At 59.0% G+C, this 23106-nt stretch carries 25 protein-coding genes and 1 pseudogene; 16 read left to right on the top strand and 10 right to left on the bottom strand.

The features are described from left to right. Positions 1-17: 17 nt before the first annotated feature. Positions 18-668, bottom strand: coding sequence for a GNAT family N-acetyltransferase (locus tag QF010_RS08550; RefSeq protein ID WP_033057121.1), 651 nt, complete (start codon positions 666-668; stop codon positions 18-20). A gap of 329 nt (positions 669-997) precedes the next feature. Between QF010_RS08550 and xthA the strand changes: the two genes are divergently transcribed. Both xthA and QF010_RS08540 read left to right on the top strand, forming a co-directional pair. Further along, positions 998-1810 (top strand): exodeoxyribonuclease III, encoded by an 813-nt coding sequence (gene xthA / locus QF010_RS08545; RefSeq protein ID WP_429532897.1) that lies wholly within the window; start codon positions 998-1000, stop codon positions 1808-1810. Between the two features lie 192 nt (positions 1811-2002). Then, the gene (locus tag QF010_RS08540) at positions 2003-3343 is read left to right on the top strand and encodes a substrate-binding domain-containing protein (RefSeq protein ID WP_429532896.1); all 1341 of its coding nucleotides are present in this window, start codon (positions 2003-2005) and stop codon (positions 3341-3343) included. Between the two features lie 179 nt (positions 3344-3522). Here the strand turns inward: QF010_RS08540 and QF010_RS08535 are convergent, their stop codons facing one another. Then, entirely contained in the window at positions 3523-4041 is a 519-nt protein-coding gene (locus tag QF010_RS08535; protein WP_429532895.1) for an ankyrin repeat domain-containing protein, read from the bottom strand. Between the two features lie 111 nt (positions 4042-4152). Then, positions 4153-5991 carry a long-chain-acyl-CoA synthetase gene (locus tag QF010_RS08530; RefSeq protein WP_429532894.1) on the bottom strand — a complete coding sequence of 613 codons (1839 nt, stop codon included), beginning with the start codon at positions 5989-5991 and terminating at the stop codon, positions 4153-4155. Positions 5992-6335: 344 nt separating this feature from the next. Between QF010_RS08530 and QF010_RS08525 the strand changes: the two genes are divergently transcribed. Next, on the top strand, positions 6336-6614 hold the full coding sequence (locus tag QF010_RS08525; protein WP_033057131.1) for a DUF3509 domain-containing protein: 279 nt from the start codon (positions 6336-6338) through the stop codon (positions 6612-6614). Between the two features lie 100 nt (positions 6615-6714). Here the strand turns inward: QF010_RS08525 and mtnC are convergent, their stop codons facing one another. From mtnC to aroC, 5 genes are read right to left on the bottom strand one after another with little or no spacing between them, the layout of a single operon-like run. After that, on the bottom strand, positions 6715-7398 hold the full coding sequence (gene mtnC / locus QF010_RS08520) for an acireductone synthase (RefSeq protein ID WP_429532893.1): 684 nt from the start codon (positions 7396-7398) through the stop codon (positions 6715-6717). Between the two features lie 4 nt (positions 7399-7402). Continuing rightward, on the bottom strand, positions 7403-7948 hold the full coding sequence (locus QF010_RS08515; RefSeq protein WP_429532892.1) for a 1,2-dihydroxy-3-keto-5-methylthiopentene dioxygenase: 546 nt from the start codon (positions 7946-7948) through the stop codon (positions 7403-7405). 12 nt (positions 7949-7960) lie between these two features. Beyond that, positions 7961-8581, bottom strand: a complete 621-nt coding sequence (locus QF010_RS08510) for a methylthioribulose 1-phosphate dehydratase (protein ID WP_429532891.1) — start codon at positions 8579-8581, stop codon at positions 7961-7963. After that, positions 8578-9723, bottom strand: a complete 1146-nt coding sequence (locus QF010_RS08505; RefSeq protein WP_033057139.1) for an MFS transporter — start codon at positions 9721-9723, stop codon at positions 8578-8580. The genes QF010_RS08510 and QF010_RS08505 overlap by 4 nt, the downstream gene beginning before the upstream one ends. 34 nt (positions 9724-9757) lie before the next feature. Beyond that, positions 9758-10849, bottom strand: coding sequence for a chorismate synthase (gene aroC / locus QF010_RS08500; RefSeq protein WP_429532890.1), 1092 nt, complete (start codon positions 10847-10849; stop codon positions 9758-9760). 83 nt (positions 10850-10932) lie between these two features. Between aroC and QF010_RS08495 the strand changes: the two genes are divergently transcribed. After that, positions 10933-11931, top strand: coding sequence for an alpha/beta hydrolase (locus QF010_RS08495; RefSeq protein ID WP_429532889.1), 999 nt, complete (start codon positions 10933-10935; stop codon positions 11929-11931). A gap of 110 nt (positions 11932-12041) precedes the next feature. Beyond that, entirely contained in the window at positions 12042-12833 is a 792-nt protein-coding gene (locus QF010_RS08490; protein WP_429532888.1) for a hypothetical protein, read from the top strand. A 140-nt stretch (positions 12834-12973) separates the two neighbouring features. Here QF010_RS08490 and prmB read toward each other — a convergent pair whose 3' ends face one another. Continuing rightward, positions 12974-13882: a 50S ribosomal protein L3 N(5)-glutamine methyltransferase gene (prmB, locus tag QF010_RS08485; RefSeq protein WP_033057145.1), complete on the bottom strand. Its 909-nt coding sequence runs from the start codon at positions 13880-13882 to the stop codon at positions 12974-12976. A gap of 238 nt (positions 13883-14120) precedes the next feature. On the opposite strand from prmB, the gene QF010_RS08480 reads away from it, so the two are divergent. The 8 genes and pseudogenes from QF010_RS08480 to QF010_RS08445 all read left to right on the top strand — a co-directional run bounded on the left by QF010_RS08480 (position 14121) and on the right by QF010_RS08445 (position 18907). Then, positions 14121-14711 (top strand): cysteine hydrolase family protein, encoded by a 591-nt coding sequence (locus QF010_RS08480; protein WP_033057146.1) that lies wholly within the window; start codon positions 14121-14123, stop codon positions 14709-14711. Positions 14712-14842: 131 nt separating this feature from the next. Then, positions 14843-15163, top strand: coding sequence for a hypothetical protein (locus tag QF010_RS08475; RefSeq protein WP_429532887.1), 321 nt, complete (start codon positions 14843-14845; stop codon positions 15161-15163). Between the two features lie 75 nt (positions 15164-15238). Further along, positions 15239-15796: a Smr/MutS family protein gene (locus QF010_RS08470; RefSeq protein ID WP_008146127.1), complete on the top strand. Its 558-nt coding sequence runs from the start codon at positions 15239-15241 to the stop codon at positions 15794-15796. Between the two features lie 69 nt (positions 15797-15865). Next, positions 15866-16600: an XRE family transcriptional regulator gene (locus QF010_RS08465; protein ID WP_429532886.1), complete on the top strand. Its 735-nt coding sequence runs from the start codon at positions 15866-15868 to the stop codon at positions 16598-16600. Between the two features lie 256 nt (positions 16601-16856). Next, on the top strand, positions 16857-17531 hold the full coding sequence (locus tag QF010_RS08460) for a polysaccharide lyase family 7 protein (RefSeq protein ID WP_033057150.1): 675 nt from the start codon (positions 16857-16859) through the stop codon (positions 17529-17531). Positions 17532-17618: 87 nt separating this feature from the next. Next, positions 17619-17866 (top strand): annotated as a pseudogene (locus tag QF010_RS08455) (site-specific integrase); the annotation flags it as partial. Positions 17867-17888: 22 nt separating this feature from the next. Next, positions 17889-18434: a GTP cyclohydrolase I FolE gene (folE, locus tag QF010_RS08450; RefSeq protein ID WP_010456659.1), complete on the top strand. Its 546-nt coding sequence runs from the start codon at positions 17889-17891 to the stop codon at positions 18432-18434. Positions 18435-18535: 101 nt separating this feature from the next. After that, a complete protein-coding gene (locus QF010_RS08445; RefSeq protein ID WP_429510572.1) occupies positions 18536-18907 on the top strand; it encodes a glutathione S-transferase N-terminal domain-containing protein in 372 nt (123 codons plus the stop codon). A gap of 78 nt (positions 18908-18985) precedes the next feature. Here the strand turns inward: QF010_RS08445 and QF010_RS08440 are convergent, their stop codons facing one another. Continuing rightward, entirely contained in the window at positions 18986-20152 is a 1167-nt protein-coding gene (locus QF010_RS08440; protein ID WP_429532885.1) for an aminotransferase-like domain-containing protein, read from the bottom strand. Between the two features lie 81 nt (positions 20153-20233). Here QF010_RS08440 and QF010_RS08435 point away from each other — a divergent pair, with 81 nt between their 5' ends. From QF010_RS08435 to QF010_RS08425, 3 genes are all read left to right on the top strand, one after another. Next, positions 20234-20680 carry a MarR family winged helix-turn-helix transcriptional regulator gene (locus QF010_RS08435; protein ID WP_429532884.1) on the top strand — a complete coding sequence of 149 codons (447 nt, stop codon included), beginning with the start codon at positions 20234-20236 and terminating at the stop codon, positions 20678-20680. A 240-nt stretch (positions 20681-20920) separates the two neighbouring features. Further along, positions 20921-22270, top strand: a complete 1350-nt coding sequence (locus QF010_RS08430) for an NCS2 family permease (protein WP_429510575.1) — start codon at positions 20921-20923, stop codon at positions 22268-22270. Positions 22271-22334: 64 nt separating this feature from the next. Further along, a complete protein-coding gene (locus tag QF010_RS08425) occupies positions 22335-22961 on the top strand; it encodes a LysE family translocator (RefSeq protein ID WP_429532883.1) in 627 nt (208 codons plus the stop codon). The last annotated feature ends 145 nt before the right edge of the window (positions 22962-23106 follow it).

The raw sequence follows: 23106 nt of genomic DNA, 5'->3' as shown, positions 1-23106 counted from the left end.
CAGTGAAAGTTCTACCTTTATGCCGTTGCTGTTTGTAACACCTGCGGGTTGGCGTGGAAAAACACGTGTTCGCGAATCGGTCCTACGGCGACCTCACCGATTTCCTCATAGCCCTGACGCTTGTAGAACTCCAGATAACGAGGATTCCCGGTATCGAGGATGACGCCCTCAGAGTGCTCATCCACCGCGCACCAGTTATGCACCGCTTGCAGCAATTGTTCGCCGAAGTGCTTGCCCTGAAATTGCGGATGAACCCCCAGCAACGGCAGCAGGTGCACCGAGTCGGACGGCACGCAAGCCATCACGGCATCGTGATACTCGAGATAACGTCGGGTGCAGCGAAACCCGGTGCTGAGCACCATGCGCAGACGCCAGGCCCAACTTTCAGTGATGCCCAGGCGGCGTTGCGGCGGCGCGATCAGCGCGATGCCAATCAACCGGTCGTTGACCAGCAGGCCGATGGCCGGCAAGTCCTGAAGAAAGTGTTGTGTGACCAACTCGCGCACGGTGGCGCGGACCCGCTGTTCATAACCGGGACGCTCCGCTTCGAACAGGTAGCCGAACGTCGGCTCATGCCGGTAAGCCTGGTACAACAACGAACGCGCTTCGCGGGAATAGCCGCTGTCGAGCATGTGAATATCGGCGATGACGGTCGAGGTTTCGGGCATAACGGTATTTCTCCCCGGGGCACAGCTCAAATGACTGCGCTCTTATTGGTACGAGCCTTTGGGTGGTAATACAGTTCCCCCACAGGTATAGACCAAGGTTGGATCTTCATCGACTGGACTGGCCTCTTCGCGGGCAAGCCACGCTCCCACAGGTTTTGTGGCGTACACAGATTTTGTGTTCGCTCGAGAACCCTGTGGGAGCGGGCTTGCTCGCGAAGGGGCCAGCAAAGACAACACATGTCTGACAGAACAAGGTAACTCCCCTGCCTCAACACTGGCCCCGTTCCTACATGTCAGCTAGCATCGCCCTTTTGCCAGGACTGCCGACCATGAAGATCGTCTCCTTCAACATCAACGGGCTGCGCGCTCGCCCCCATCAGCTGGCGGCGCTGATCGAAAAGCATCAACCAGATGTGATCGGACTGCAGGAAACCAAGGTTCACGACGACCAATTCCCGCTGGCCGAGGTTCAGGCGCTGGGCTATCACGTGTATTTCCATGGTCAAAAAGGTCATTACGGCGTGGCCCTGCTCTCGCGCCAGGAACCTATCGCGCTGCACAAAGGTTTCGCCACCGATGAAGAAGACGCTCAGCGCCGCTTCATCTGGGGCACATTCGCCGACGCCAATGGCGTGCCGGTGACCATCATGAACGGCTATTTCCCACAGGGCGAAAGCCGCGATCACCCGACCAAGTTTCCGGCCAAGGAACGCTTTTACAACGATCTGCAGCAATTGCTGGAAAGCCAGTTCAGCAACGATCAGCCGCTGGTGGTGATGGGCGACGTGAACATTTCCCCGGAAGACTGCGACATCGGTATCGGCCCGGACAACATGAAACGCTGGCTGAAAACCGGCAAATGCAGCTTCCTGCCGGAAGAACGCGAGTGGATGGCCCGTTTGAAGAACTGGGGTCTGGTGGACAGCTTCCGTCACTTGAACCCGGAGGTGGCCGACCGTTTCAGCTGGTTCGACTACCGTAGCCGCGGTTTTGAGGATGAGCCCAAGCGTGGGCTGCGGATTGACTTGATCATGGCGTCCCACGGATTGTTGCCACGCGTAAAGGATGCGGGTGTGGATTACGAACTGCGCGGGATGGAAAAACCATCGGATCATGCGCCGATCTGGCTTGAATTGAGCTGATCTCTATCTATCGACATAGATCAACTGTAGGAGCGAGCCTGCTCGCGAAAGCGGTGTGTCATTCGATATTGATGTCGACTGAAACACCGCTTTCGCGAGCAGGCTCGCTCCTACAATGTCGATAACTGTCATCTTTCAGAAACCTTACTGACTTATTCTCCCGGCACTTCCTTTGGCTTATAAGGTGCCGGCATGACGCTGCGCGTGTTGTTCCTGTTGATGCTGTGCGCCTGGCTGCCGCTGACGGCGTCGGCTGGCGCGTTGCCGACGCCCGAGTCTGGCCCGGTGCTGCGCATCCAGGGTTCCAACACCATTGGCGCCGCACTGGGCCCGGCGCTGGTTGAGGGATTGATGCGCGAACAGGGCCTGCTGAAGATTCACAGCGAAGCCCCGGACAAAGCCAACGAACTGCGCGTCATCGGCGAAACCGTTCAGGGCCGCCGGGTCGCGGTGGACATCGCGGCACACGGTTCCAGCACCGGTTTCACCGCCCTGAAAACCGCCACCGCCGACCTCGCCGCCTCCTCGCGCCCGATCAAGGACAGCGAACGGGCAGACCTTGCACACTTGGGCGACTTTAAAAGCGCCGGCTCCGAGCAGGTCATCGCCATCGATGGTCTGGCGATCATTCTTCATCCGCAAAATCCGTTGAGTGAACTGGACACCGAACAACTGGCGCGAATTTTCAGCGGCGAGGCAAAAACCTGGGAAGAACTCGGCGGCACCGGTGGGACGATTCATCTCTATGCGCGGGATGACCAATCGGGCACCTACGATACGTTCAAGGAATTGGTCCTCAGCCGTCGTGGGAAAACGCTGAGCAGCGCGGCGAAACGTTTCGAATCCAGCGAGCAATTGTCTGACGCGGTCGCCCTCGACCCGCAAGGTATCGGCTTCATCGGCTTGCCTTACGTGCGCCAGGCCAAAGCCGTGGCGATTGCCGATGGCCAATCCCAAGCCATGCTGCCGCTCAACAGCCTGATTGCCACGGAAGACTATCCGTTGTCCCGCCGGCTGTTCTTTTACCTGCCACCCAACGGGAAAAATCCCTGGGCTGACGCACTGGTGGCGTTCGCCCAAAGCAGCAAGGGTCAGGCGATTGTCGCGGCCAACGGTTTTATCGCTCAGACCGTCCAGGCGATGACCGTCACACCGAACGCGCTGATGCCCGAGGGTTATCAGGCGCTCAGCCGTCACGCCCAACGACTGACGGTGAATTTCCGTTTCGAAGAAGGCAGTGCGACGCTGGACAACAAGGCCCGGCAGGACCTGTGGCGGGTGCTCGACTATATAAAGCAGCGTGACAAGACCAATCGGCAGGTGACGCTGGTGGGGTTTGGCGACGCCAAGAGTGATCCGGCGCGGGCCGATCTGCTGTCGAAACTGCGCGCCATGGCGGTGCGGCGGGAACTGGTGAAAAGCGGCGTGGTGTTTCGCGAGATTCGTGGCTTTGGCGCCGAGATGCCAGTGGCGGCCAATAGCGCGGATGAGGGGCGAATCAAGAATCGGCGGGTTGAGGTGTGGGTGTATTGATGGTGTGTGTGTAGCAGCTGTCGAGCCTGCGAGGCTGCGTTCGGCTCGGGCCGCGTTCGGACGCAGCAGTCGTGAAATCAGACGATGCGGTGTTTCAGGGAGACCGCACATACAGGTTTTACGACTGCTTCGCAGCCGAACGCAGCCTCGCAGGCTCGACAGCTGCTACATGGCCAGAATTAGCCGAGCAATTTCTGCAACTGCGCCGTGGTGTCCGCCGCGCCCATGGTCTTGGCGGCATCCAGCGCAGAGACGCCATTGGCGTCCTTGGCTTTCGGGTCGGCGCCTTTGCTGATCAGGTAGTCGACGATTTCGACGCGATTGAACATCGCCGCCATCATCAGCGCGGTACGGCCATCGAAGGATGAACCTTCCACTTGCGCGCCGCCTTCAACCAGGGCCTTGACCACCGCCAGGTCACCCTTGAATGCCGCGCCGGCAATCGGGCTCTGGCCGTTGTCGTTGCGGATTTCCGGGTCAGCCTTGTGTTCGAGCAGGACTTTTACCGTCTCCACATGGCCGTGGTAAGCGGCCAGCATCAGCAAGGTGTCGCCCTTGTGGTTACGCAGGTTCGGCGGCAGGCCCTTGGTCAACAGCGCAGCCATCATGGCCGCATCGCCCTCGCGCGCCTTGTTGAATACCTGTTCGGCAAATTCAGCGGCTTCTTCGGGGGTCATCTGGCGGCTTTGGTCTGACATTGGGCACTCCACGTTCTGTTATTCGCAAAGCCGACAGTTTCCCGAGCAGCCCCGGGGCTGTCACTTCTTTTTTCTCATGGACGGCCATAGGCACATTCAATAGTGCTGCATTCAATAACGAAAAGCGCCGCCGTGAATATCCGCCAGCAACTGCGGAGTGACCTGCACGTAAGTCTGGGTCCCCGGCAACCAGGCATAGATCGGATCATCGCCGGTTTTGCCGGGGTCGAACGCTTCATCCTTCAGGCGAGTCTTCTGGTATTTGAAGGTGCCGGTGGTCTCCATTTTGACTTTCACTCGCAAGAACAACGGCACCGCATAGGCGGGCATTTGCTCCCGGGCGAAGGCCAGCAACTCACTGAAGTCCAGGGTCGCCAGGGACTCCGCTGGCGTAATCGCCGCCATCCCCGCTCGCCCGTTGGTGTTGCGGATTTCCACGCCGTAGGCCACGGCTTCGGAAATATTCGGGTGTTGCAAAAGGATGTTCTCGACCTCGGTGGTCGAGACGTTTTCACCCTTCCAGCGGAAGGTATCTCCCAAACGATCAACAAACTGCGCATGACCGAAACCGATGTTGCGCAGCAGGTCACCGGTATTGAAGTAACGGTCGCCCTTCTCGAACACGTCGTGCAGCACAACCTTTTCGGTCTTCTGTGGGTCCGTGTAGCCGTCCAGCGGCGCCTTGTCGTCGATCTTGGCCAGCAACAGCCCCTGCTCGCCTTTGGCGACTTTGCGCATGAAGCCCTTGGCATCCCGAATCGGAGCGCCACTGTCGTGGTCGTAGGCCGCCAACTCCCATGACATCAGGGAAAAACCGACGGTGTTATCAAAGTTGAGGATGTTGGTGAAGCCGATGTTGCCGTCGCTGGCGGCGTAGAGCTCGCAGATGTGATTCACCGCAAAGCGTGTCTTGAACTCGCCCCACGCGCCGGGGCGCAGGCCATTGCCGATCATCTTCGTCACGCTGTGCTTGCTGTCGTCGGCGCTGGGCGGTTGATCCACCAGGTAGCGGCACAATTCGCCGACGTAACCGAGGGTGGTCGCGCGGTACTTGCGCACATCGTTCCAGAATTGACTGGCGCTGAACTTGCGGCGAATGGCAAAACCCGAGGCGCCACTGATCGCCGAGCCCCAGCACACGCAGAGCCCGGTGGCGTGGTAGAGCGGCAAGGTGCAATAGACGACATCCTCCGGGCGCATATCCAAGGCGATCAGCCCGAAGCTTGCGGAACTGCGCATCCAGCGGCCGTGCTTGAACACCCCGGCCTTGGGCAAGCCGGTGGTGCCCGAGGTGTAGATATAGAAACAAGGGTCGTCGAAAAAAACCTGCTGACTGCTGGCGGGGTTGGCGCTGGAGCTGTCGGCACTGGCGGTCATCAGGTTGATGAACCCGTCGGACGCAATGCCCGGATGGCTGAAGGTGTCTTGATCAGCGACGAACCAGGTGCGCGCCGCGTCGATCGACACCCGTTCGCGAACCGCCGAAAACGCCGGCACCAGCTCTTCTCCGACAATGATCGCCGCGGGCGTCACCAGGTTCAGGCTGTGAGCCAGGGTATCGCGGGTTTGCGAGGTATTGAGCAAGGCACTGATCGCGCCGACCTTGGCCACCGCCAGGATCGTCACCAGCAGTTCCGGCCGATTCTCGATAAACACCGCCACGACATCGCCCTTGCGGATGCCTTGGGCAATCAGATGATGGGCAATCCGATTGGCCCATTGGTTGACCTGAAAATAAGTCAGCGCCACCTCGCCCTGCAGTAATGCCGGGCCATCGGGATTGCGCAACGTCGCTTGTTCGAAGCTCCAGCCCAGGCCGCACGGTTGGGTCGGGTCCTTGACGTTGGCGGCTTTCATGCCCTTCACCACGCGAGGAATGGCTTTGGCAATGGAAGGCAGCTTGCGGAGCATCATGCCCCAGGTAATCGTGTCGTGCGGCGTGCGGCTCATGGTTGCTCCCGGTCGATCTTTTTATTGTTCGGGCGGCGTTGATTGAGGCCGAAAATACGTCAGCGGTTCCTGAGCTGTACACGCGGTTTTTGAAATGATTTGTATCCACGGCTGCGGCATTCGAAATCGTGAGCGTGCGTCGGGCTATTGGTTCCATCGAATCGACGTCGACCACGCAAAATGCAGGATGCACGATGGCCTTTCATGCAGTTTGCACGAAAGTGCAAAAACGCTTAAAAACTAACTAATTGATATATAAGGACTTTTAAAAAATCAGGTGCTGGCACAATCACTGCAACTACCTCTGCATGCTTGCCATTCAAGAGCTAACGGAGCTGATAGACATGAACCTGATCCAAGAAAAATTTTCGTCCCTGTTCTCCAACTTCGAAGTGACCACCCAGCCACGTCCGGACGGCGGCATTCTGCTGACCTTGAGCAGCACCGACGGCAAACTCTTCAAACGCTCGATTTCTTACCAGCAATTGCATGCTGGCGATCAGTTGACCTGGGTGATCAGTGCCATTCGCCGTGACATCGCCGAACAGGCCAGTGAACTGCCACAGATTTCCATGCTGCAAAGCCAGCAACGGTTTGCCCTGCCAACGTATCACTCGGCTTAAACCCTGCGGTTGTATAAATAAACGCGTTGTAAACAAACAGGCCGTGAGAGCTTTCGCTTCACGGCCTGAGTTGTTTCTGGCGTTGCGCAATCCCTGATGGTTACAAGGTAGAAGGTTTGATCCGCTCAAAACTGTCGACGGTCACATGCCCCGCCAGCTCTGCGCCTTCACGGGCCAGCCCGCAGGTAACCATTCCCGCCGTGCGTGCCGCGTCCAGTTCCTCGACGATGTCGGACAGAAACAGGATCTGCGAAGCGTCCAGGCCAATGGACTGGATAATGCGCTCGTAGGACTGCGCTTCACGCTTGGGCCCCGAGGTGGTGTCGAAATAACCGCTGAACAGTGGTGACAGATCCCCCGCTTCCGAACAGCCAAAGATCAGCTTTTGCGCCTGAATCGACCCGGACGAATAAACAAACAGTTTGAAGCCGTCCTGATGCCAGCGTTTGAGCGCTTCTACGGCGTCCGGGTAAACGTGGCCTTTCAACTCCCCGGCCTGATAACCCTGTTCCCAGACCATGCCTTGCAACGCTTTCAGCGGCGTGGCTTTGCGGTCTTCGGCGATCCAGTTCAGAAGGATGTCGATCACCCGCTCGACGTCGGCGTTCGGCTGGTTGGTATCCCGGCGAACGGCGTCCAGTTGCTCGGCAACATCCGCACGCTCAGCATGCTGGCGAACAAAATCCGGCAAGTGTTTGGCCGCGTAGGGAAACAGCACGTCGAACACAAAACTCACCGCGCTCGTAGTGCCTTCGATGTCGGTGAGAATTGCTTTGATCGGCATCGCCTCAGTCCTCAAGACGCGGGAAGCGACTGGCGATGTCGTCGCCGGTGAAGTTCGCTACCCAGCCTTCAGGGTTGTTGAACAGACGGATCGCGACAAAATGCGGATGTTCGCCCATGTCGAACCAGTGCGGGGTGCCAGCCGGTACCGAGATCAGGTCGTTTTTCTCGCAGAGCACCGCGTAGACGTAATCGCCGATGTGCAGGGTGAACAGCCCACGGCCGGCGACGAAAAATCGTACTTCGTCTTCGCCATGGCAATGTTCGTCGAGGAACTTGGCGCGCAATTCGGCTTTCTGCGGGTGATCGCTGTTCAGGCTGATGACGTCGACGGTGAGGTAACCACGCTCGGTCATCAGATGGTCGATTTGCTCTTGATACGCGGCGATCACTTCTTCCTGACTGGCGCCGGGCTGGATTTTCGCCGCGGCTTGCCAGCGGTCGAAACGCACGCCCTGCTCGGCCAGGGTCGAGGCGATGTCTTCGAAATGCGTCAGCACCTTGTTGGGTAAGTCAGGGCTTGAGACGTGGTAAACGGACAGGCTGCTCATCAGGGCAACTCCTTAACGGTTCAACAGCGAGCGCGTCTTCAACTCGCACTCGAACAAAAATTCAAAGGCCTCGATCTGCCGCAGCGCATCGCTCATGCGAACGCCCCAGGTGTAGAGACCGTGGCCGCGGATCAGATAGCCGACGCAATCAGGATGGGCTTCAAGCCAAGGCTGCACCTTGGCGGCGAGGCGCGCAATGTCCTGGTCATTGTCGAAAATCGGCACACGCACCCGGGATTCGTGGGTCGACACACCGCTGAAGGCTTTTTGCAGTTCGTAGTCTTCGAACTCGATGAAGTCTTGCGGCGTCAGGCGCGACAGCACCGTGGCGTTCACCGAATGCGTGTGCAGCACCGCGCCGATCTCCGGGCGCCAGTTGTAGAGCTGGGTGTGCAGCAGGGTTTCGGCGGACGGTTTTTTGCCCGGTTCCAGGCTGTTGCCAGACAGATCGGTAGCCAGCACATCGTCGGGGCCGAGTTGGCCTTTGTGCTTGCCGGACACTGTCAGCAGCGCTTCAGTCGGCGACAGGCGCGTCGAGTAGTTGCTGCTGGTGGCCGGCGACCAGCCGCGGCCATACAGAAATCGCCCGGCATCGATGATTTCCTGGGCGAGGTGCTCACGGGTGAGGCTCATGGCCTGTCCTCTTGCATACGTGTGGCAATGATAACGGCTGCGGCGAAGGCTGCGAGGCTGGCAATACTAAAGGTCAATGCGGGGCCGAGGGCATTCCAGCTGTAGCCGGAATACAACGCGCCCAGTGCGCCGCCCGTGCCGGCCAGTGCGGCGTATAACGCCTGGCCCTGCCCTTGCTGGCGTGCGCCGAAGCTACGTTGCACGAACTGGATGGCAGCCGCGTGAAAGCTGCCGAATGTCGCCGCGTGCAGTACCTGGGCAAACAACAGCACCCAGAGGAACTCAGCGAACGAACCGAGCAACAGCCAACGCAGCGCTGCCAGCAGAAAACTCGCCAGCAGCACCCGTCGCACGGAGAAACGCGCGAGGATCTTGCTCATGGCCAGGAACATCAAGACTTCGGCGACCACCCCGACCGCCCAGAGCAAGCCGATCAACCCACGGCTGTACCCGAGTCGCTCCAGGTGCAAGGTCAGAAAGGTGTAATAAGGACCGTGGCTCATCTGCATCAGTGCCACGCAAGCGTAAAACGCCAGCACCCCGGGATTGCGCAATTGCTTGAGAAACCCATCGCCCGCAATTCGATTGCCCTGAGCCGGTTGGGCGTTCGGCACCCACAAACTGCTGACCACGATCCCGGCCATGATCAACACCAGCGTCACCGGGTAGATATCCAGGCTCAACCCTTCGAACAACCGGCCAAGCGCGACCACGGTGATGATGAAACCGATGGAACCCCACAGTCGGATCTGGCTGTAGCGGTTAGTCTGGCCCTGCAAGTGCGCCAACGTGATGACTTCGAACTGCGGCAACACCGCGTGCCAGAAGAACGCGTGCAAGGCCATGACCATTGCCAGCCAGGCGTAGGTCTTGCTGACGAAAATCAGCGAGAACGTCAGAAGCGTACAGACCGCACCGAAGCGCACGATGGCCAGGCGTCGGCCGGTGTAATCACCGAGCCAGCCCCAGATATTCGGCGCCACGCAGCGCATCAGCATCGGAATCGCCACCAGCTCGCCGATGCGCGCGCTGGAAAAGCCCAGGTGATCGAAGTACAGCGCCAGAAACGGCGCTGTCGAACCGAGCAAGGCGAAATAGAACAGATAGAAACTGGAGAGCCGCCAGTACGGGAGCGCCGCCAACGTCGTCAGACCCCGGCGGCTATGAGGTCAGCCATTAAAGCTGCCCCAGCACCGGCGTGCTCACGCGCACGTCCTGGTTCTGCCCACGGTGACGCAGCAGGTGATCCATCAGCACGATGGCCATCATCGCTTCGGCGATCGGGGTGGCGCGGATGCCAACGCACGGGTCGTGGCGACCCTTGGTGACGACTTCCACCGGGTTGCCATGGATGTCGATGGAACGACCCGGCGTGGTGATGCTCGAGGTTGGCTTGAGCGCCAGGTGCGCGACGATCGGCTGACCCGACGAAATGCCACCCAAAATGCCGCCCGCATTGTTGCTGAGGAAACCTTGCGGGGTCATTTCATCGCGGTGCTCGGTGCCGCGCTGGGCAACGCTGGAGAAACCGGCGCCGATTTCCACGCCTTTGACCGCGTTGATGCTCATCAGCGCGTGAGCGAGTTCGGCATCGAGACGGTCGAAGATCGGCTCGCCAAGACCCGGCATGACGCCTTCAGCGACGACGGTGATCTTCGCGCCAACCGAATCCTGGTCGCGGCGCAACTGGTCCATGTAGGCTTCCAGCTCAGGGACCTTGTCCGGATCAGGGCTGAAAAAAGCATTCTCTTCTACCGAATCCCAGGTCTTGAACGGGATTTCGATCGGGCCGAGCTGGCTCATGTAGCCACGAATGACGATGCCCTGAGTGGCCAGGTACTTCTTGGCGATAGCGCCGGCTGCCACGCGCATGGCCGTTTCACGGGCCGAGCTGCGACCGCCGCCGCGGTAATCGCGCTCGCCATATTTGTGGTGATAGGTGTAGTCGGCGTGGGCTGGGCGGAACAGGTCCTTGATCGCCGAGTAATCCTTGGACTTCTGGTCGGTATTGCGGATCAACAGGCCGATGGAGCAACCGGTGGTGCGTCCTTCGAACACGCCGGAGAGGATTTCGACTTCGTCGGCTTCCTGGCGCTGGGTGGTGTGGCGGCTGGTGCCGGGTTTGCGGCGATCCAGGTCACGCTGCAGATCCTCCAGAGAGATCTCCAGGCCCGGCGGGCAGCCGTCGACAATGGCGACCAACGCCGGACCATGGCTTTCGCCCGCGGTGGTGACAGTGAACAGCTTGCCGTAGGTATTGCCGGACATGCAGGACGCTCCGTGAATTCAAACCAAATACGTAATGCGCGCCAGTATACGCAGGCTACCCAACTAGTTCATCCTCGAACCTTATGGGTGCCTGCGAGTCCAACCGGCATCTTGTTCATGATGGCGTGATGATGCTGCGAGTTATAGCCTTGAGCCTTACCCTCTTTACCGGCTTTGTACAGGCCACTGTCCTGCAACGCCCGATCACCTTGGACACCGGCACCGGCGAGCTTTTCGGCTCGTTATTGCTGCCCAAGTCCGACACGCCGGTACCGGTTGTCCTGATCATTTCCGGCTCCGGTCCTACAGATCGTGACGGAAACAACCCCGACGGCGGACGCAACGACAGCCTCAAGCGTCTCGCTTGGGTGCTGGCCAAACACAACATCGCCAGCGTGCGTTATGACAAACGCGGCGTGGCGGCAAGCCTGGCGGCGACCCCGGATGAACGCAATCTGTCAGTTGAAGCCTACGTGGCCGACGCCGAGGCCTGGGGCCGAAAACTCAAAACCGACCCGCGCTTTGGCCAACTGATCCTGCTGGGCCACAGCGAAGGCGCCTTGATCGCCAGCCTCGCGGCGCCGAGCCTGGATGCCGCCGCGATCATTTCCATGTCTGGCAGCGCCCGGCCGATCGATCAGGTGCTGCGCCAACAATTGAGCAATCGCCTGCCGCCACCGCTGATGCTGCGCAGCAATGAACTGCTCGACAGCCTCAAGGCCGGACACACCGACGACAACGTGCCGCCGCAGTTGCAGGTGATTTTCCGCCCGAGCGTGCAGCCGTATCTGATTTCATTGTTCCGCCAGGACCCGGCGGCGGCGTTCGCCAAGTTGAAGATGCCGGCGCTGATCATCCAGGGCAGCAATGACATCCAGGTCGGCGTCGGTGACGCCAGGCTGTTGAAGGCCGCCAAACCGGACGCCGAGCTGGCGCTGATCGAAGGCATGAACCACGTGATGCGCATCGTGCCCAACGACGTAAAGCGGCAATTGGCCTCTTATAAAGATCCGCAATTGCCACTGGCGGCCGAACTCGGCGCGCGAATCCTCGGGTTTATTGACGGACTTCGCACCAGTTAAGCGGCTTTTAAGCGGCTTTTGCCCTCCAGTCTTGAAAAAAACGGCCGATAAGCCTTTGTCGCCAGCGCTATGACTGGCGGCAAGCAGGGCTTGGACAGGATCTCGCCGTTATGACTGATACCCAGACTTCACCCGATACCACTGCCGAAAAAGACGCACCACCAGTGGTCGAGCTGCCGTGGGCGGACGTCCACGCCGAGCACCACAAGATGCTCCGTCTGGCGCCATTGAAAACCGACCGCAACACCGGTGGACGGCCGCTACGCTTTGTTGAATTCGGTTACGCCGAGCGCCACAACAAGGAACACAGCCTGATGCGCATGAGCATTTCGCTGCCCGGCCAGCGCGTGCGCAAGGAACAGAATCATCTGGACGTGTGGGTCGATCACGCCACCAAGCGCGTGCATTTCGGACCTGACAGCGGTTTGCAGATCGAACCGATGAACCGTGGCATCGGTCGCTTCATGGCCGCTCAGGGCATTACCTGGGCGAAAAAGAGATGGCCCGGCTACACCGTCGACGGCACCGACCTGAACAACAAGGATGCGCTGAACGAAGACACTCGCCTGCGCCGCGATCACTTTTTGCGGATGCATGGTTTCGACGTGATCTACGCCGACGCCCAGCATTTGAAGGGCAGCGTCAAAGAGGTACAGGTCGGTGACCTGTTGGGTGACTGGAGCACGGAAAAATTGCAGGTCGTGGAAATTCTTGAGGCGGCGCAGATGCTCCAGCAAGCCGAGCAAAATCTGGCCGAGCAGGAAGTCAAACTCAAGAAGCACGAAGAAAAGGTCAGCAAGTACAAGCGTGAAGACACCGGGCTGCGCTTTACCATTAGCTGTCTGGTGGCGTTTGCGGTGTTTCAGGCGGGGTTGTTGATCTGGATTGCGACGCACCGCTGAAGGCTTGAGACCGAGGTGCGGCCATCGCGGGCAAGCCACGCTCCCACAGGTTTTGTGTGTGCCACATCATTTGAGCACGGCACAAAAACCTGTGGGAGCGGCGGTGCGGCGATCCGACTTGCCCGCGATTGCTTTCGGGGTCAGACGCGGGAAGCGAACAGCGCCTGATGATCACGGCATTGCTCCGCCGTCAGCATGAACACGCCATGCCCACCGCGCTCGAAATCGAGCCAGGCGAAGTCGACTTCCGGGTACAGCGCCGAGACGTGAACCTGGCTGTTGCCCACTTCGACAATCAACAAGCCCTTCTCGGTCAGGTGATCCGCCGCTTCGGCGAGCATGCGACGCACCAGGTTCAAGCCATCATCACCGCAGGCCAGGCCCAGCTCCGGTTCGTGCTGGTATTCGTCCGGCATGTCAGCGAAATCTTCCGCATCGACGTAAGGCGGGTTCGACACGATCAGGTCGAAACGCTGACCCGGCAAACCATCGAAACCATCACCCTGAACCGTGTACACCCGCTCATCGACGCCATGACGCTCGATGTTCTGGTTGGCCACTTCCAGCGCTTCGAACGACAGATCGGCCAATACCACTTCGGCGTTCTGGAACTCGTAGGCACAGGCGATACCGATGCAGCCGGAACCGGTGCACAGGTCGAGAATCCGCGCAGGCTCGGCGCCCAGCCACGGCTCGAAACGTTTTTCGATCAGCTCGCCAATCGGCGAACGCGGGATCAATACGCGCTCATCGACAATGAACGACATGCCGCAAAACCACGCTTCACCCAACAGGTAGGCGGTCGGAATGCGTTCTTCGATACGGCGCTTGAGCATGCGTTGCAGCTTGACCACCTCGTCTTCTTCAAGATTGCAGTCGAGGTAGCTGTCGGCGATTTCCCACGGCAAGTGCAAGGCACCCAACACCAACTGACGCGCTTCGTCCCAGGCGTTGTCGGTCCCATGGCCGAAAAACAGATCCTCCCCATGGAAGCGGCTGACGGCCCAACGGATATGGTCACGCAGGGTACGAAGTCGGGAAGTGATCACGGGGCAAACTCCAAAAAAAACGACTGGCGATTCTAACAGCCAAAACGCGTCTCGACGACGCGGGAAAACTACCGGGGCGAATGTAGGACTATTCTGTTTTTTCGGCCGGCTATTGAACAAAACGGGCCTATTGACAAGGCTGCGAGCCAGAAAAGACGGCGCCTACGATGGTAGCGATTCACAGAAGCGCTCAGCCAGAGGACAATGTCGCAAAAGCCCCACTCGAAGGAGCCCCAGAATGTCCGTTCCAAAAACGATGTTTCAACTCAGCGGCCGCGGTTATGCAGCAGCCGTTCTGAGCCATGCGACCCTTGTCATCATCGATGCCCAGAAAGAATACCTCAGCGGCCCGTTGGCCCTGATCGGCATGGATGCTGCCGTCGCGAACATCAAGCAATTGGTGGCCGCTGCCCGTGCAGCCGGCCGGCCGATCGTCCATGTCCGCCACCTCGGCACCGTCGGTGGGCTGTTCGATCCACAAGGTGAGCGCGGTGAGTTCATCCCGGGCCTGGAACCACAGGGCGACGAAACCATCATCGGTAAATTGCTGCCGAGTGCGTTCCACGGCACCGAACTGCTGGAACGCCTGCAGAATCTCGGTTCGCTGGACCTGATCGTGTGCGGTTTCATGAGCCACTCCAGCGTCAGCACCACGGTACGCGCCGCGAAGAACCTGGGCTTTCGTTGCACGCTGGTGGAAGACGCCTGCGCGACTCGCGACCTGCCTTACAAGGGCGGCGTGTTGAGCGCAGACCACGTTCAGCAGACCGAAATGGCGATCATGGCGGACAACTTCGCGACCCTCGCGTTGACTCACGAACTGATCTGATCGGCGCTTGATGAGCGGCCCATGCCGCCGCTCATCCGCAAAAACCTATCATTTGCTGTAATTGTCTTAGCCTCAGGAACATCCCGGTCAACTCCCGGTCGAAGGGCCGATACCCATTGAGGAAGGTCGGAATGAAGTTATCCGATGGTTTTGACGCTCGCCGCTTGCGGCCCAAAGGCCAGCGCAACTGGCGTTTTCGAATCGGCGCGGCATTCGCAGCCTTGCTGTCGATGTGCGGTGTATTGCTGGCGATGGCAGGCATAGCCAGCCTGCTTGGCCACGCACCTGCCCTGGGCGAGTTGAATACCAACCGGGTCGGTTCGGCAGTGATTCTGGCGATCGGCCTGATCGTGCTGTACCTCGGTGTGTGGCTGTGGCGTCGCTGCCGTCGCCGCTCGCGGCAGTCGCAAGAGCTGAACATCTCCCCGCATTTGATGAAAAAGCACGACTGAGCCGAGTGCTGCGCGTTTTCTCGCGCCCCATTCGTCTCGAGTTGGGTAAACTGGCCGCCCTTCGCGGAGGCTGACATGCAAGACGACGATTTTTCCCTGTTCAAAAGCGCGATCCAAGGCGTCAAGCCGATCAAACACGATCGCGCCGAAACCGGCAAACCCAAAGCTGACCGCGCACAAATCGCCAAGTTGCGACAAGCCGCCACCGTGCGCACCGATGCCACCACCGTTGACGGGCTGTCCGATCAGTTCGTTATCGATGTTGGCCCGGAAGACGAGCTGATGTGGGCACGTGACGGTGTTCAGGAAAGCCAGATGCGCAAGCTCAAGATCGGACAGATTCCGTTCGAAGGCAGCCTCGACCTTCATGGCATGAGCGTGGAAAAGGCCCGGGAAACCCTCTGGGCGTTTCTGGCCGAAGCGACCAAATTCGAAATCCGCTGCGTGCGCGTCACCCACGGCAAGGCCGTGCGTCTGGACGGCAAACGGCCGATGATCAAAAGCCACGTCAACACCTGGCTGCGCCAACACTCACAAGTGCTCGGCTTCACCTCGTGCCAAGCGAAACACGGCGGCGCCGGGGCGGTTTATGTGATGCTCAAACGGACCATGATGGAAGGTCGCGACGAATAAAGCGGTCGCCTGGCAAATCATTGGCATAACGATTTGCAATGATATGGGAGCTCCCGTAATACTCCGCAGATGGAATTTAAAGAACGACTCAAAGCAGCCCGCCAACACGCCAAGCTCAATCAGACCGAGCTTGCCGAGCGCGCAGGCCTGACGCAAACCTCAATCTCCGACCTCGAGCGCGGAAAATCGAAGGCAACAGCCTTTGTTGCCCAGATCGCTTCAACGTGTGGCGTTTCACCGATGTGGCTGGCTGAAGGTGTCGGCGACATGCTTAAAGGCGTGTCCGATGCTGCTCCGTTGAATCGCCCTCCTCCAAGCGTTTTAATGTCAGACATCCAGCCCTGGGACGACAGCACGCCCCTGGATGACGACGAGATTTATGTCCCCTTCCTGCGTGAAGTTGAGCTGGCGGCCGGTTCAGGCCGGTTCGTGATCGCAGAAAACGACAGCGCCAGGCTGCGTTTCTTCAAGAAAGACCTGCGTCACAACAACGTGCAGTTCAACAACGCCAAGTGCGTGGTGGTGAGCGGAAACAGCATGCTCCCGGTCCTGCGCGACGGCGCTACCGTTGGCATGAACGTCGGAAAGAACTCGTTGGGCGACATCGTCGACGGCGAAATGTACGCGATCAACCACAACGGCCAGCTCCGCGTGAAACAGCTCTACCGCTTGCCCAGCGGGATTCGCCTACGCAGCTTCAACCGTGACGAGCACCCGGACGAGGACTACACGTTCGCCGAGATTCAGGAGCAGCAGATTGCGATCCTGGGTCATGTCTTTTGGTGGGCCATGTATTCGCGATAAAATCGACATCCAGGAAAAGCCCGCCAAGCGCGGGTTTTTTTGTACCTGAAATATAGGCACGGAATAAAATATGGGAATACCCATTGACACAAAATATGGGAACACCCATATTTGTATTCAAGCCAACGGGAAATCGACCGGAAGCTGCCAGGCATCACTTCTGCCCATTCACTGAGTGGGCAGAGGGATGCAGGCCTGCATCAAACGCAAGGCTCATTAGAGCAAAAGGCGACATCAATGGACTGAGGCAAAAACCATGACTGTAGACATCAGCAACTTCACCATCGCTACCCCGCTTCCAATCTCCGACACCAACCCGATTGCCCTTGAGCTCATCGGCTGGCGCGCACTGATCGAATGCCCCGACGTCGTCAAGATGCTTGACGATGGTTCGCTGCAGATGACGGCGCCGACACTTGGAGCCTCGAGCAAGAGCACGCTACGAACCCGCTGCGAGTGGAAGGAGCCAGGTTACTGGTTGTTCTCCAGCGCAGCGGACCACTGGAACCGACAAGAAATGCGACTGACCAAAGTCAACTCGCTGCAGAAAGTCGTGATCGGCCAGATTCATGTGAAGGGTTCAGAACGACCTCCGGTAAAGGTGTTCTGGAACAAAGGAAAAATCACCATGGGGTTCCGGTCAAGCTACCTCCAGGACGATCCCGTCAACTCGACGGTGTTGGAGAACGTGCCGCTCGGTGCACTTTTCGCAATCAACATTCACGCCAATTCGAGTGGCGCCGTCTCTGTATCGGCCAGCTGTAACGGCGTCCAATCCACTTCCGCGATCATGCGCCTCGACAATACCTGGGATACGAAAACACTCGCCTTCCACGGTGGCGTGTACAACCAGATCGATTACTCCGACACCACCGACCCGCTAGACGGTTCTGTCTGCATCATCAGCGATCTGTCGATCACTCACGTCTGATACGACCTGCTCGGCCTGATGAGCAATCAGGCTTCAGGGAAGCATCACTGCTGCACCTTGGCGACAGGGTGCAGCGGGATGCGCAACCCCGAAATGACCGATTTGGGGATTCGCGCCCGCCGGCAATACAACTGCCGGCACACATACGCTACCATGTGCCCCATGTCGGGGATGAACCCTGCGTTTATTGCCACTCAGCTCGGTCATAGCGTTCAGATGTTGCTATCGACCTCACCCGATGGATCAACGCCAGCACAGACTGGGGCGAACCCGGGACGCTCGAAAACAGCTTGATTGGCACAAAATTGGTACAGACAGAAACAGTACCCCTCTGAAACCCGTATGGAATCAGCCTCTGTGACACTGGAACAGAACTACACCGCGATTCTCGGCCAATTGGGCGAGGACGTCTCCCGCGAGGGCCTGCTCGACACGCCAAAACGTGCCGCCAAAGCCATGCAGTACCTCTGCCGCGGTTATGAACAGACACTGGAAGAGGTCACCAACGGTGCCTTGTTCAGCTCCGACAACAGCGAAATGGTGCTGGTGAAGGACATCGAGCTCTACTCGTTGTGCGAACACCACCTGCTGCCGTTTATCGGCAAGGCTCACGTCGCCTACATCCCGAGCGGCAAGGTATTGGGCCTGTCGAAAGTCGCGCGGATCGTCGATATGTACGCCCGCCGCCTGCAGATCCAGGAAAACCTCAGCCGCCAGATCGCCGATGCGGTCCAGCAAGTCACCGGCGCCCTGGGCGTTGCAGTGGTGATCGAGGCCAAGCACATGTGCATGATGATGCGCGGTGTGGAGAAACAGAATTCGTCGATGATCACGTCGGTGATGCTGGGTGAGTTCCGCGAAAACGCGGCCACCCGCAGCGAGTTTCTCAGCCTGATCAAGTAATTCGCAGCAGAAGAAAACCGGCATTCATCGCCGGTTTTTTTTCGCCTGTGAAAAATCAGGTAAGCTGCGCCCCTTCTGTTTGCCCTTGTGAGGCTTATACCGTGTTCGTTAAAGCGCTTCGTGTCGGCCTTGGCCAACTGATCATCTTCATCGACTTCATTACCCGCCCTGGCAAAAAGCAGCGCCCTGCCGAGGTTCAGGCTCAGGTCAACACGGCTGCCAAGGGCCTGACCCTGTATCAATTCCACGCCTGCCCGTTCTGCGTGAAAACCCGCCGCACCCTGCGCCGCTTGAACGTACCGGTGGCCTTGCGCGACGCGAAGAACAACGAACAGGATCGCCAGGCCCTGCTGGAACAGGGCGGCAAGATCAAGGTGCCGTGCCTGCGCATCGAAGAGAATGGCCAGACGACCTGGATGTATGAGTCCAAGGTGATCATCGATTATCTGGACAAGCGGTTTGCCGCCGCCTGAATCCGTACAGATTTCGGATAAAAATAAACCGGCCCAGTGGCCGGTTTATTTGTTTTTGCACCCTTCGCACCAGCAGCCTCAAGCCGCTTTTGCCGCCTGGGCCTGACGCAGCACCGCTGCCAGCCTTTTAAGCCCTTCGTCCAGCCGTGCCGGGTCGATGTGGCTGAAGTTCAGGCGCAAATGCCCCGGATTGTTGTCCGGCTCAGGGAAGAACGGCTCGCCCGGCATAAACGCCACATCCGCTGCCAGTGCAGCCTTGAGCAATGTACGCGTGTCCAGCGGCTGCTTGAGCGTCAGCCAGAAAAACAGCCCGCCCTGCGGCACGTTCCAGTCTGCCAAATCCGCAAAATGCGTTTCCAGGGCTGACTGGAACGCGTCCCGACGAACCCGGTAGAAGTCCCGCAGCTCGCTCAAGTGATGCTGGAATTTGTCGGTGCCGATCCACTGCAGCGCTTGCCACTGGCCCACGCGATTGGTGTGCAGGTCGGCCGATTGCTTGAGTTTCAGCAAGTGCGGAAAGAGATCCGGACTGGCGATCAGATAGCCGACCCGCAGTCCGGGCAACAGGGTTTTCGACACCGTGCCGGTGTAGATCCAGCTGGCCTTTTTCAAGCGACTGACAATTGGCGTGGCGCGGCCACCGTCGAAGGTCAGCTCGCGGTAAGGCTCGTCTTCGATCAAGGTCACGCCGAACTCATCCAGTAAGGCTGCCACGGCATCGCGCTTGGCTTCGCTGTAGCGCACGGCCGAAGGATTCTGAAAAGTCGGGATCAGGTAGATGAAGGCGGGTTTGTGTTTCTCCAGTCGAGTTCGCAGTTGCGCCAGGTTCGAGCCATCAGCCTCCAGCGGGACAGTGATGCAGTCGGCGCCAAACAGCTGAAAAATCTGCAACGCCGCCAGATAAGTCGGTGCCTCGAGCAAAATCTCGGTGCCGTTGTCGATGTACAGCTTGGCCGCCAGATCGAGGGTTTGTTGGGAGCCGCTGACCACCAACACCTGACTCGCCTCGCAGGGTACGCCCAGCGCCCGCGCCTCTGCTGCCAGCGCTTCACGCAGCGCCGGCTCACCTTCGCTCATGCCGTATTGGCCCATGGACAGCGGCATGTCGGCCCACTCGACTTTTGGCAGCATGGCTTCGGCGGGCAAGCCGCCGGCGAATGACATCACTTCCGGGCGCTGGGCGGCGGCGAGAATTTCACGGATCAAAGAACTTTTAAGGCGCGAGATACGTTCGGAAAATGCCATGGGGTCACCGGTAGCGAGGCCTGAGGAAAATGAGTCAAACTGCTTGACCGAAATTACGACAGACCGAACGGATACGTCAATATGCTTGACCTTAAAAACCCCGCAACTCAGCAACAGGCGATGGAAGCGTTTTTCTTCGGTTACCAGGCATTCACTGCGAAAGCCGACGAAATGCTCGAGCGTCGTGGCTTGAGTCGGGTGCATCAACGCATTGTGTTTTTCATCGCGCGCTACCCGAATTTGAGCGTCAAGGAACTGCTGGCATTGCTCGGGGTGACGAAGCAGGCGCTGAACATTCCGCTGCGTCAATTGGTGGAAATGCATCTGGTGAACAGTGTCGCGTCCGAGACCGACAAGCGTAAGCGGTTGCTGGAGCTGACCGGCGATGGCGCGCGGTTTGAGCAGTCGTTGCGGCGTGAGCAGGTGAAATTACTGGAGCGGGTGTTTGCCGAGGCTGGGGAGACGGCGGTGAATGGCTGGCTGGCGGTGAATCTGGCGCTGGGTAAAACCCAAGCGCCAACCGAGTAACGGATCGTTCCCGCGTAGAGCGTGGGATCGATCGTCTATAGCCGATATATCCCGATCGACAAACTTTTCGTCTACAAAACCAAAAACATTATTTGCTTTATTTGTATACAAAAGCATAATCCACTTCGTGCGAGTTCCTGACCAAGCGGTCAACAAATTCGCAAGTACCTCAAAGGGTCGCTGCCACCCTCATGGGTCCGGCCCTGGAAATAACAATAAAACTCTTGAGGAGTACTCGCTGTGGAAAGCCGCAAATCCGAAGCCCCGACGCTGGAACTCTCGCCGCCATTACGCAATGGCTGGCTGGAGCGCATCTTCAAACTCAGCTTGCATGGCACCACGGTGAAGACCGAGTTGATTGCCGGTCTGACAACCTTCATCACCATGGCCTACATCATCTTCGTCAACCCCAACATCATGGCCGACGCCGGGATCGATCACGGTGCTGCGTTCGTCGCCACCTGCATCGCCGCCGCGCTGGGTTGCCTGTTGATGGGTCTGTACGCCAACTGGCCGGTCGGCCTCGCGCCGGGCATGGGCCTCAACGCCTTCTTCACCTACACCGTGGTCGGCACCATGGGCTACAACTGGGAAACCGCCCTTGGCGCGGTGTTTGTTTCCGGTGTGTTGTTCATGTTCCTGACCTTTTCCCGGATCCGCGAATGGCTGCTCAATAGCATCCCGGTGAGTTTGCGTTTCGCCATGGGCGCCGGCGTGGGCTTGTTCCTGGGGCTGATCGGCTTGAAAACCGCGGGCATCGTGGTCGACAGCCCGGCCACCCTGATCAAACTCGGTTCCCTGCGTGAACCTGGCCCGCTGCTGGCCGCCATCTGCTTCCTGATGATCGCTGTGCTCAGCTACCACAAAGTGTTCGGCGCGATTCTCATCAGCATCATCACCGTCACCCTCGCGGGTTGGGGCCTGGGCCTGGTGCACTACGAGGGCATCATGTCCGCCCCGCCGAGCCTGGCACCGACCTGGATGGCCATGGACATCGCCGGCGTGTTCAACGTCAGCATGATCAGCGTGGTGCTGGCCTTCCTCTTTGTGCACATGTTCGACACCGCCGGCACCCTGATGGGCGTCGCCCAGCGCGCCGGCCTGGTGAACGCGGATGGCAAGATCGAAAACCTCTCCCGCGCCCTGAAAGCCGACAGTGCTTCCAGCGTATTCGGTGCAATGGTCGGTGTTCCGCCGGTCACCAGCTACGTGGAAAGTGCCGCGGGTGTAGCCGCTGGTGGTCGGACTGGTCTTACCGCCGTGACCGTAGGTGTGCTATTTATTGCCGCCATGTTTTTCGCACCGCTGGCTGGCATGATCCCCGCTTACGCAACCGCCGGTGCGCTGATTTATGTGGCGATGCTGATGATGGGCGGCATGGCGCACATCGAATGGGACGAAGCGACCGACAGCATTCCGGCGATCGTTACCGCGATCATGATGCCCCTGACCTTCTCGGTCGCCGACGGCATCGCGCTGGGCTTTATCACGTATGTGGTGCTGAAGGCTTTCACCGGTAAGCACAAGGAAATTTCCGTCAGTCTGTGGGTGCTCTGCGCGATCTTCATCGCCAAGTTCATTTTCTTGTAAGCCGTCTAGTTTCAAAACAGCCTCACCCCGTCGGGTGAGGCTTTTGTGCAAATGGAGGAAAGTGATGAGTCTGGAAACCTGGCTGCTGTTCAGCGGCGCTGCGCTGGTGGTAATCCTGATCCCGGGGCCACTGTCTTTGCTGATGATCAGCAACAGTCTGAATTACGGTTTGCGTCGTTCTTACCCGGCGTTTCTGGGGGGCGTTATTGCGTCGATCTGCTTGCTCAGTGCGTCGGCGCTGGGTTTAGGCGCCTTGCTGCTGGCATCGGAACAGCTGTTCAGCGCTTTGAAGATCGTTGGTGCGCTGTACCTGTTCTACCTGGCCTGGCAGAGCTGGCAGCAATCGCGCCTGCCCTCCCACGGCGCTCAAGTGCCCCAGGCTGCGCCAGTGCCACGCTTTCGCGCACTGTTCGGGCGCGCGTTCATGCTGGGCGCGAGCAACCCGAAAGACATTCTGTTCTTCGCCGCTTTCCTCCCGCAGTTCCTCAGTGCCGAGCAGCCGTTCCTGCCGCAGTTGCTGGTGATGATTGCGACCTGGACCGTGCTGGATTTGCTGTGCAAGCTGGCTTATGGGCTGGGTGCCCATGGCGCGGCGCGGTATCTGCGCAGCGGCAAGGGGCAGAGCTGGTTTAACCGGGTGAGTGCGGGGTTGTTCAGTGGTGCAGGGGCTGCGTCGTTGTTGAGCCGTTAAAAGCAAAAGTTTCGCGAGCAGGCTCGCTCCTACATTGGAATGCGTACTCCTGTGGGAGATTCTATGTTGCCCCGCAACCCTGAATTCTCAGGCTGACAAGTATTCGCTCTGATTTTTCATCAGGGCGAATGCCACCCGACAGAGC

Origin of the sequence: Pseudomonas silensiensis, from assembly GCF_050434865.1 — a bacterium.
GTDB classification, from domain to species: domain Bacteria; phylum Pseudomonadota; class Gammaproteobacteria; order Pseudomonadales; family Pseudomonadaceae; genus Aquipseudomonas; species Aquipseudomonas fluorescens_W.
This window is presented reverse-complemented; position numbering and strand designations above follow the sequence as displayed.

What these genes read in the sequence shown, in the direction of transcription:
- QF010_RS08550 (WP_033057121.1), bottom strand. Translation starts at nt 668, where the DNA reads ATGCCCGAAACCTCGACCGTCATCGCCGATATTCACATGCTCGACAGC.
- xthA (WP_429532897.1), top strand. Translation starts at nt 998, where the DNA reads ATGAAGATCGTCTCCTTCAACATCAACGGGCTGCGCGCTCGCCCCCAT.
- QF010_RS08540 (WP_429532896.1), top strand. Translation starts at nt 2,003, where the DNA reads ATGACGCTGCGCGTGTTGTTCCTGTTGATGCTGTGCGCCTGGCTGCCG.
- QF010_RS08535 (WP_429532895.1), bottom strand. Translation starts at nt 4,041, where the DNA reads ATGTCAGACCAAAGCCGCCAGATGACCCCCGAAGAAGCCGCTGAATTT.
- QF010_RS08530 (WP_429532894.1), bottom strand. Translation starts at nt 5,991, where the DNA reads ATGAGCCGCACGCCGCACGACACGATTACCTGGGGCATGATGCTCCGC.
- QF010_RS08525 (WP_033057131.1), top strand. Translation starts at nt 6,336, where the DNA reads ATGAACCTGATCCAAGAAAAATTTTCGTCCCTGTTCTCCAACTTCGAA.
- mtnC (WP_429532893.1), bottom strand. Translation starts at nt 7,398, where the DNA reads ATGCCGATCAAAGCAATTCTCACCGACATCGAAGGCACTACGAGCGCG.
- QF010_RS08515 (WP_429532892.1), bottom strand. Translation starts at nt 7,948, where the DNA reads ATGAGCAGCCTGTCCGTTTACCACGTCTCAAGCCCTGACTTACCCAAC.
- QF010_RS08510 (WP_429532891.1), bottom strand. Translation starts at nt 8,581, where the DNA reads ATGAGCCTCACCCGTGAGCACCTCGCCCAGGAAATCATCGATGCCGGG.
- aroC (WP_429532890.1), bottom strand. Translation starts at nt 10,849, where the DNA reads ATGTCCGGCAATACCTACGGCAAGCTGTTCACTGTCACCACCGCGGGC.
- QF010_RS08495 (WP_429532889.1), top strand. Translation starts at nt 10,933, where the DNA reads ATGGGTGCCTGCGAGTCCAACCGGCATCTTGTTCATGATGGCGTGATG.
- QF010_RS08490 (WP_429532888.1), top strand. Translation starts at nt 12,042, where the DNA reads ATGACTGATACCCAGACTTCACCCGATACCACTGCCGAAAAAGACGCA.
- QF010_RS08480 (WP_033057146.1), top strand. Translation starts at nt 14,121, where the DNA reads ATGTCCGTTCCAAAAACGATGTTTCAACTCAGCGGCCGCGGTTATGCA.
- QF010_RS08475 (WP_429532887.1), top strand. Translation starts at nt 14,843, where the DNA reads ATGAAGTTATCCGATGGTTTTGACGCTCGCCGCTTGCGGCCCAAAGGC.
- QF010_RS08470 (WP_008146127.1), top strand. Translation starts at nt 15,239, where the DNA reads ATGCAAGACGACGATTTTTCCCTGTTCAAAAGCGCGATCCAAGGCGTC.
- QF010_RS08465 (WP_429532886.1), top strand. Translation starts at nt 15,866, where the DNA reads ATGGAATTTAAAGAACGACTCAAAGCAGCCCGCCAACACGCCAAGCTC.
- QF010_RS08460 (WP_033057150.1), top strand. Translation starts at nt 16,857, where the DNA reads ATGACTGTAGACATCAGCAACTTCACCATCGCTACCCCGCTTCCAATC.
- QF010_RS08440 (WP_429532885.1), bottom strand. Translation starts at nt 20,152, where the DNA reads ATGGCATTTTCCGAACGTATCTCGCGCCTTAAAAGTTCTTTGATCCGT.
- QF010_RS08435 (WP_429532884.1), top strand. Translation starts at nt 20,234, where the DNA reads ATGCTTGACCTTAAAAACCCCGCAACTCAGCAACAGGCGATGGAAGCG.
- QF010_RS08425 (WP_429532883.1), top strand. Translation starts at nt 22,335, where the DNA reads ATGAGTCTGGAAACCTGGCTGCTGTTCAGCGGCGCTGCGCTGGTGGTA.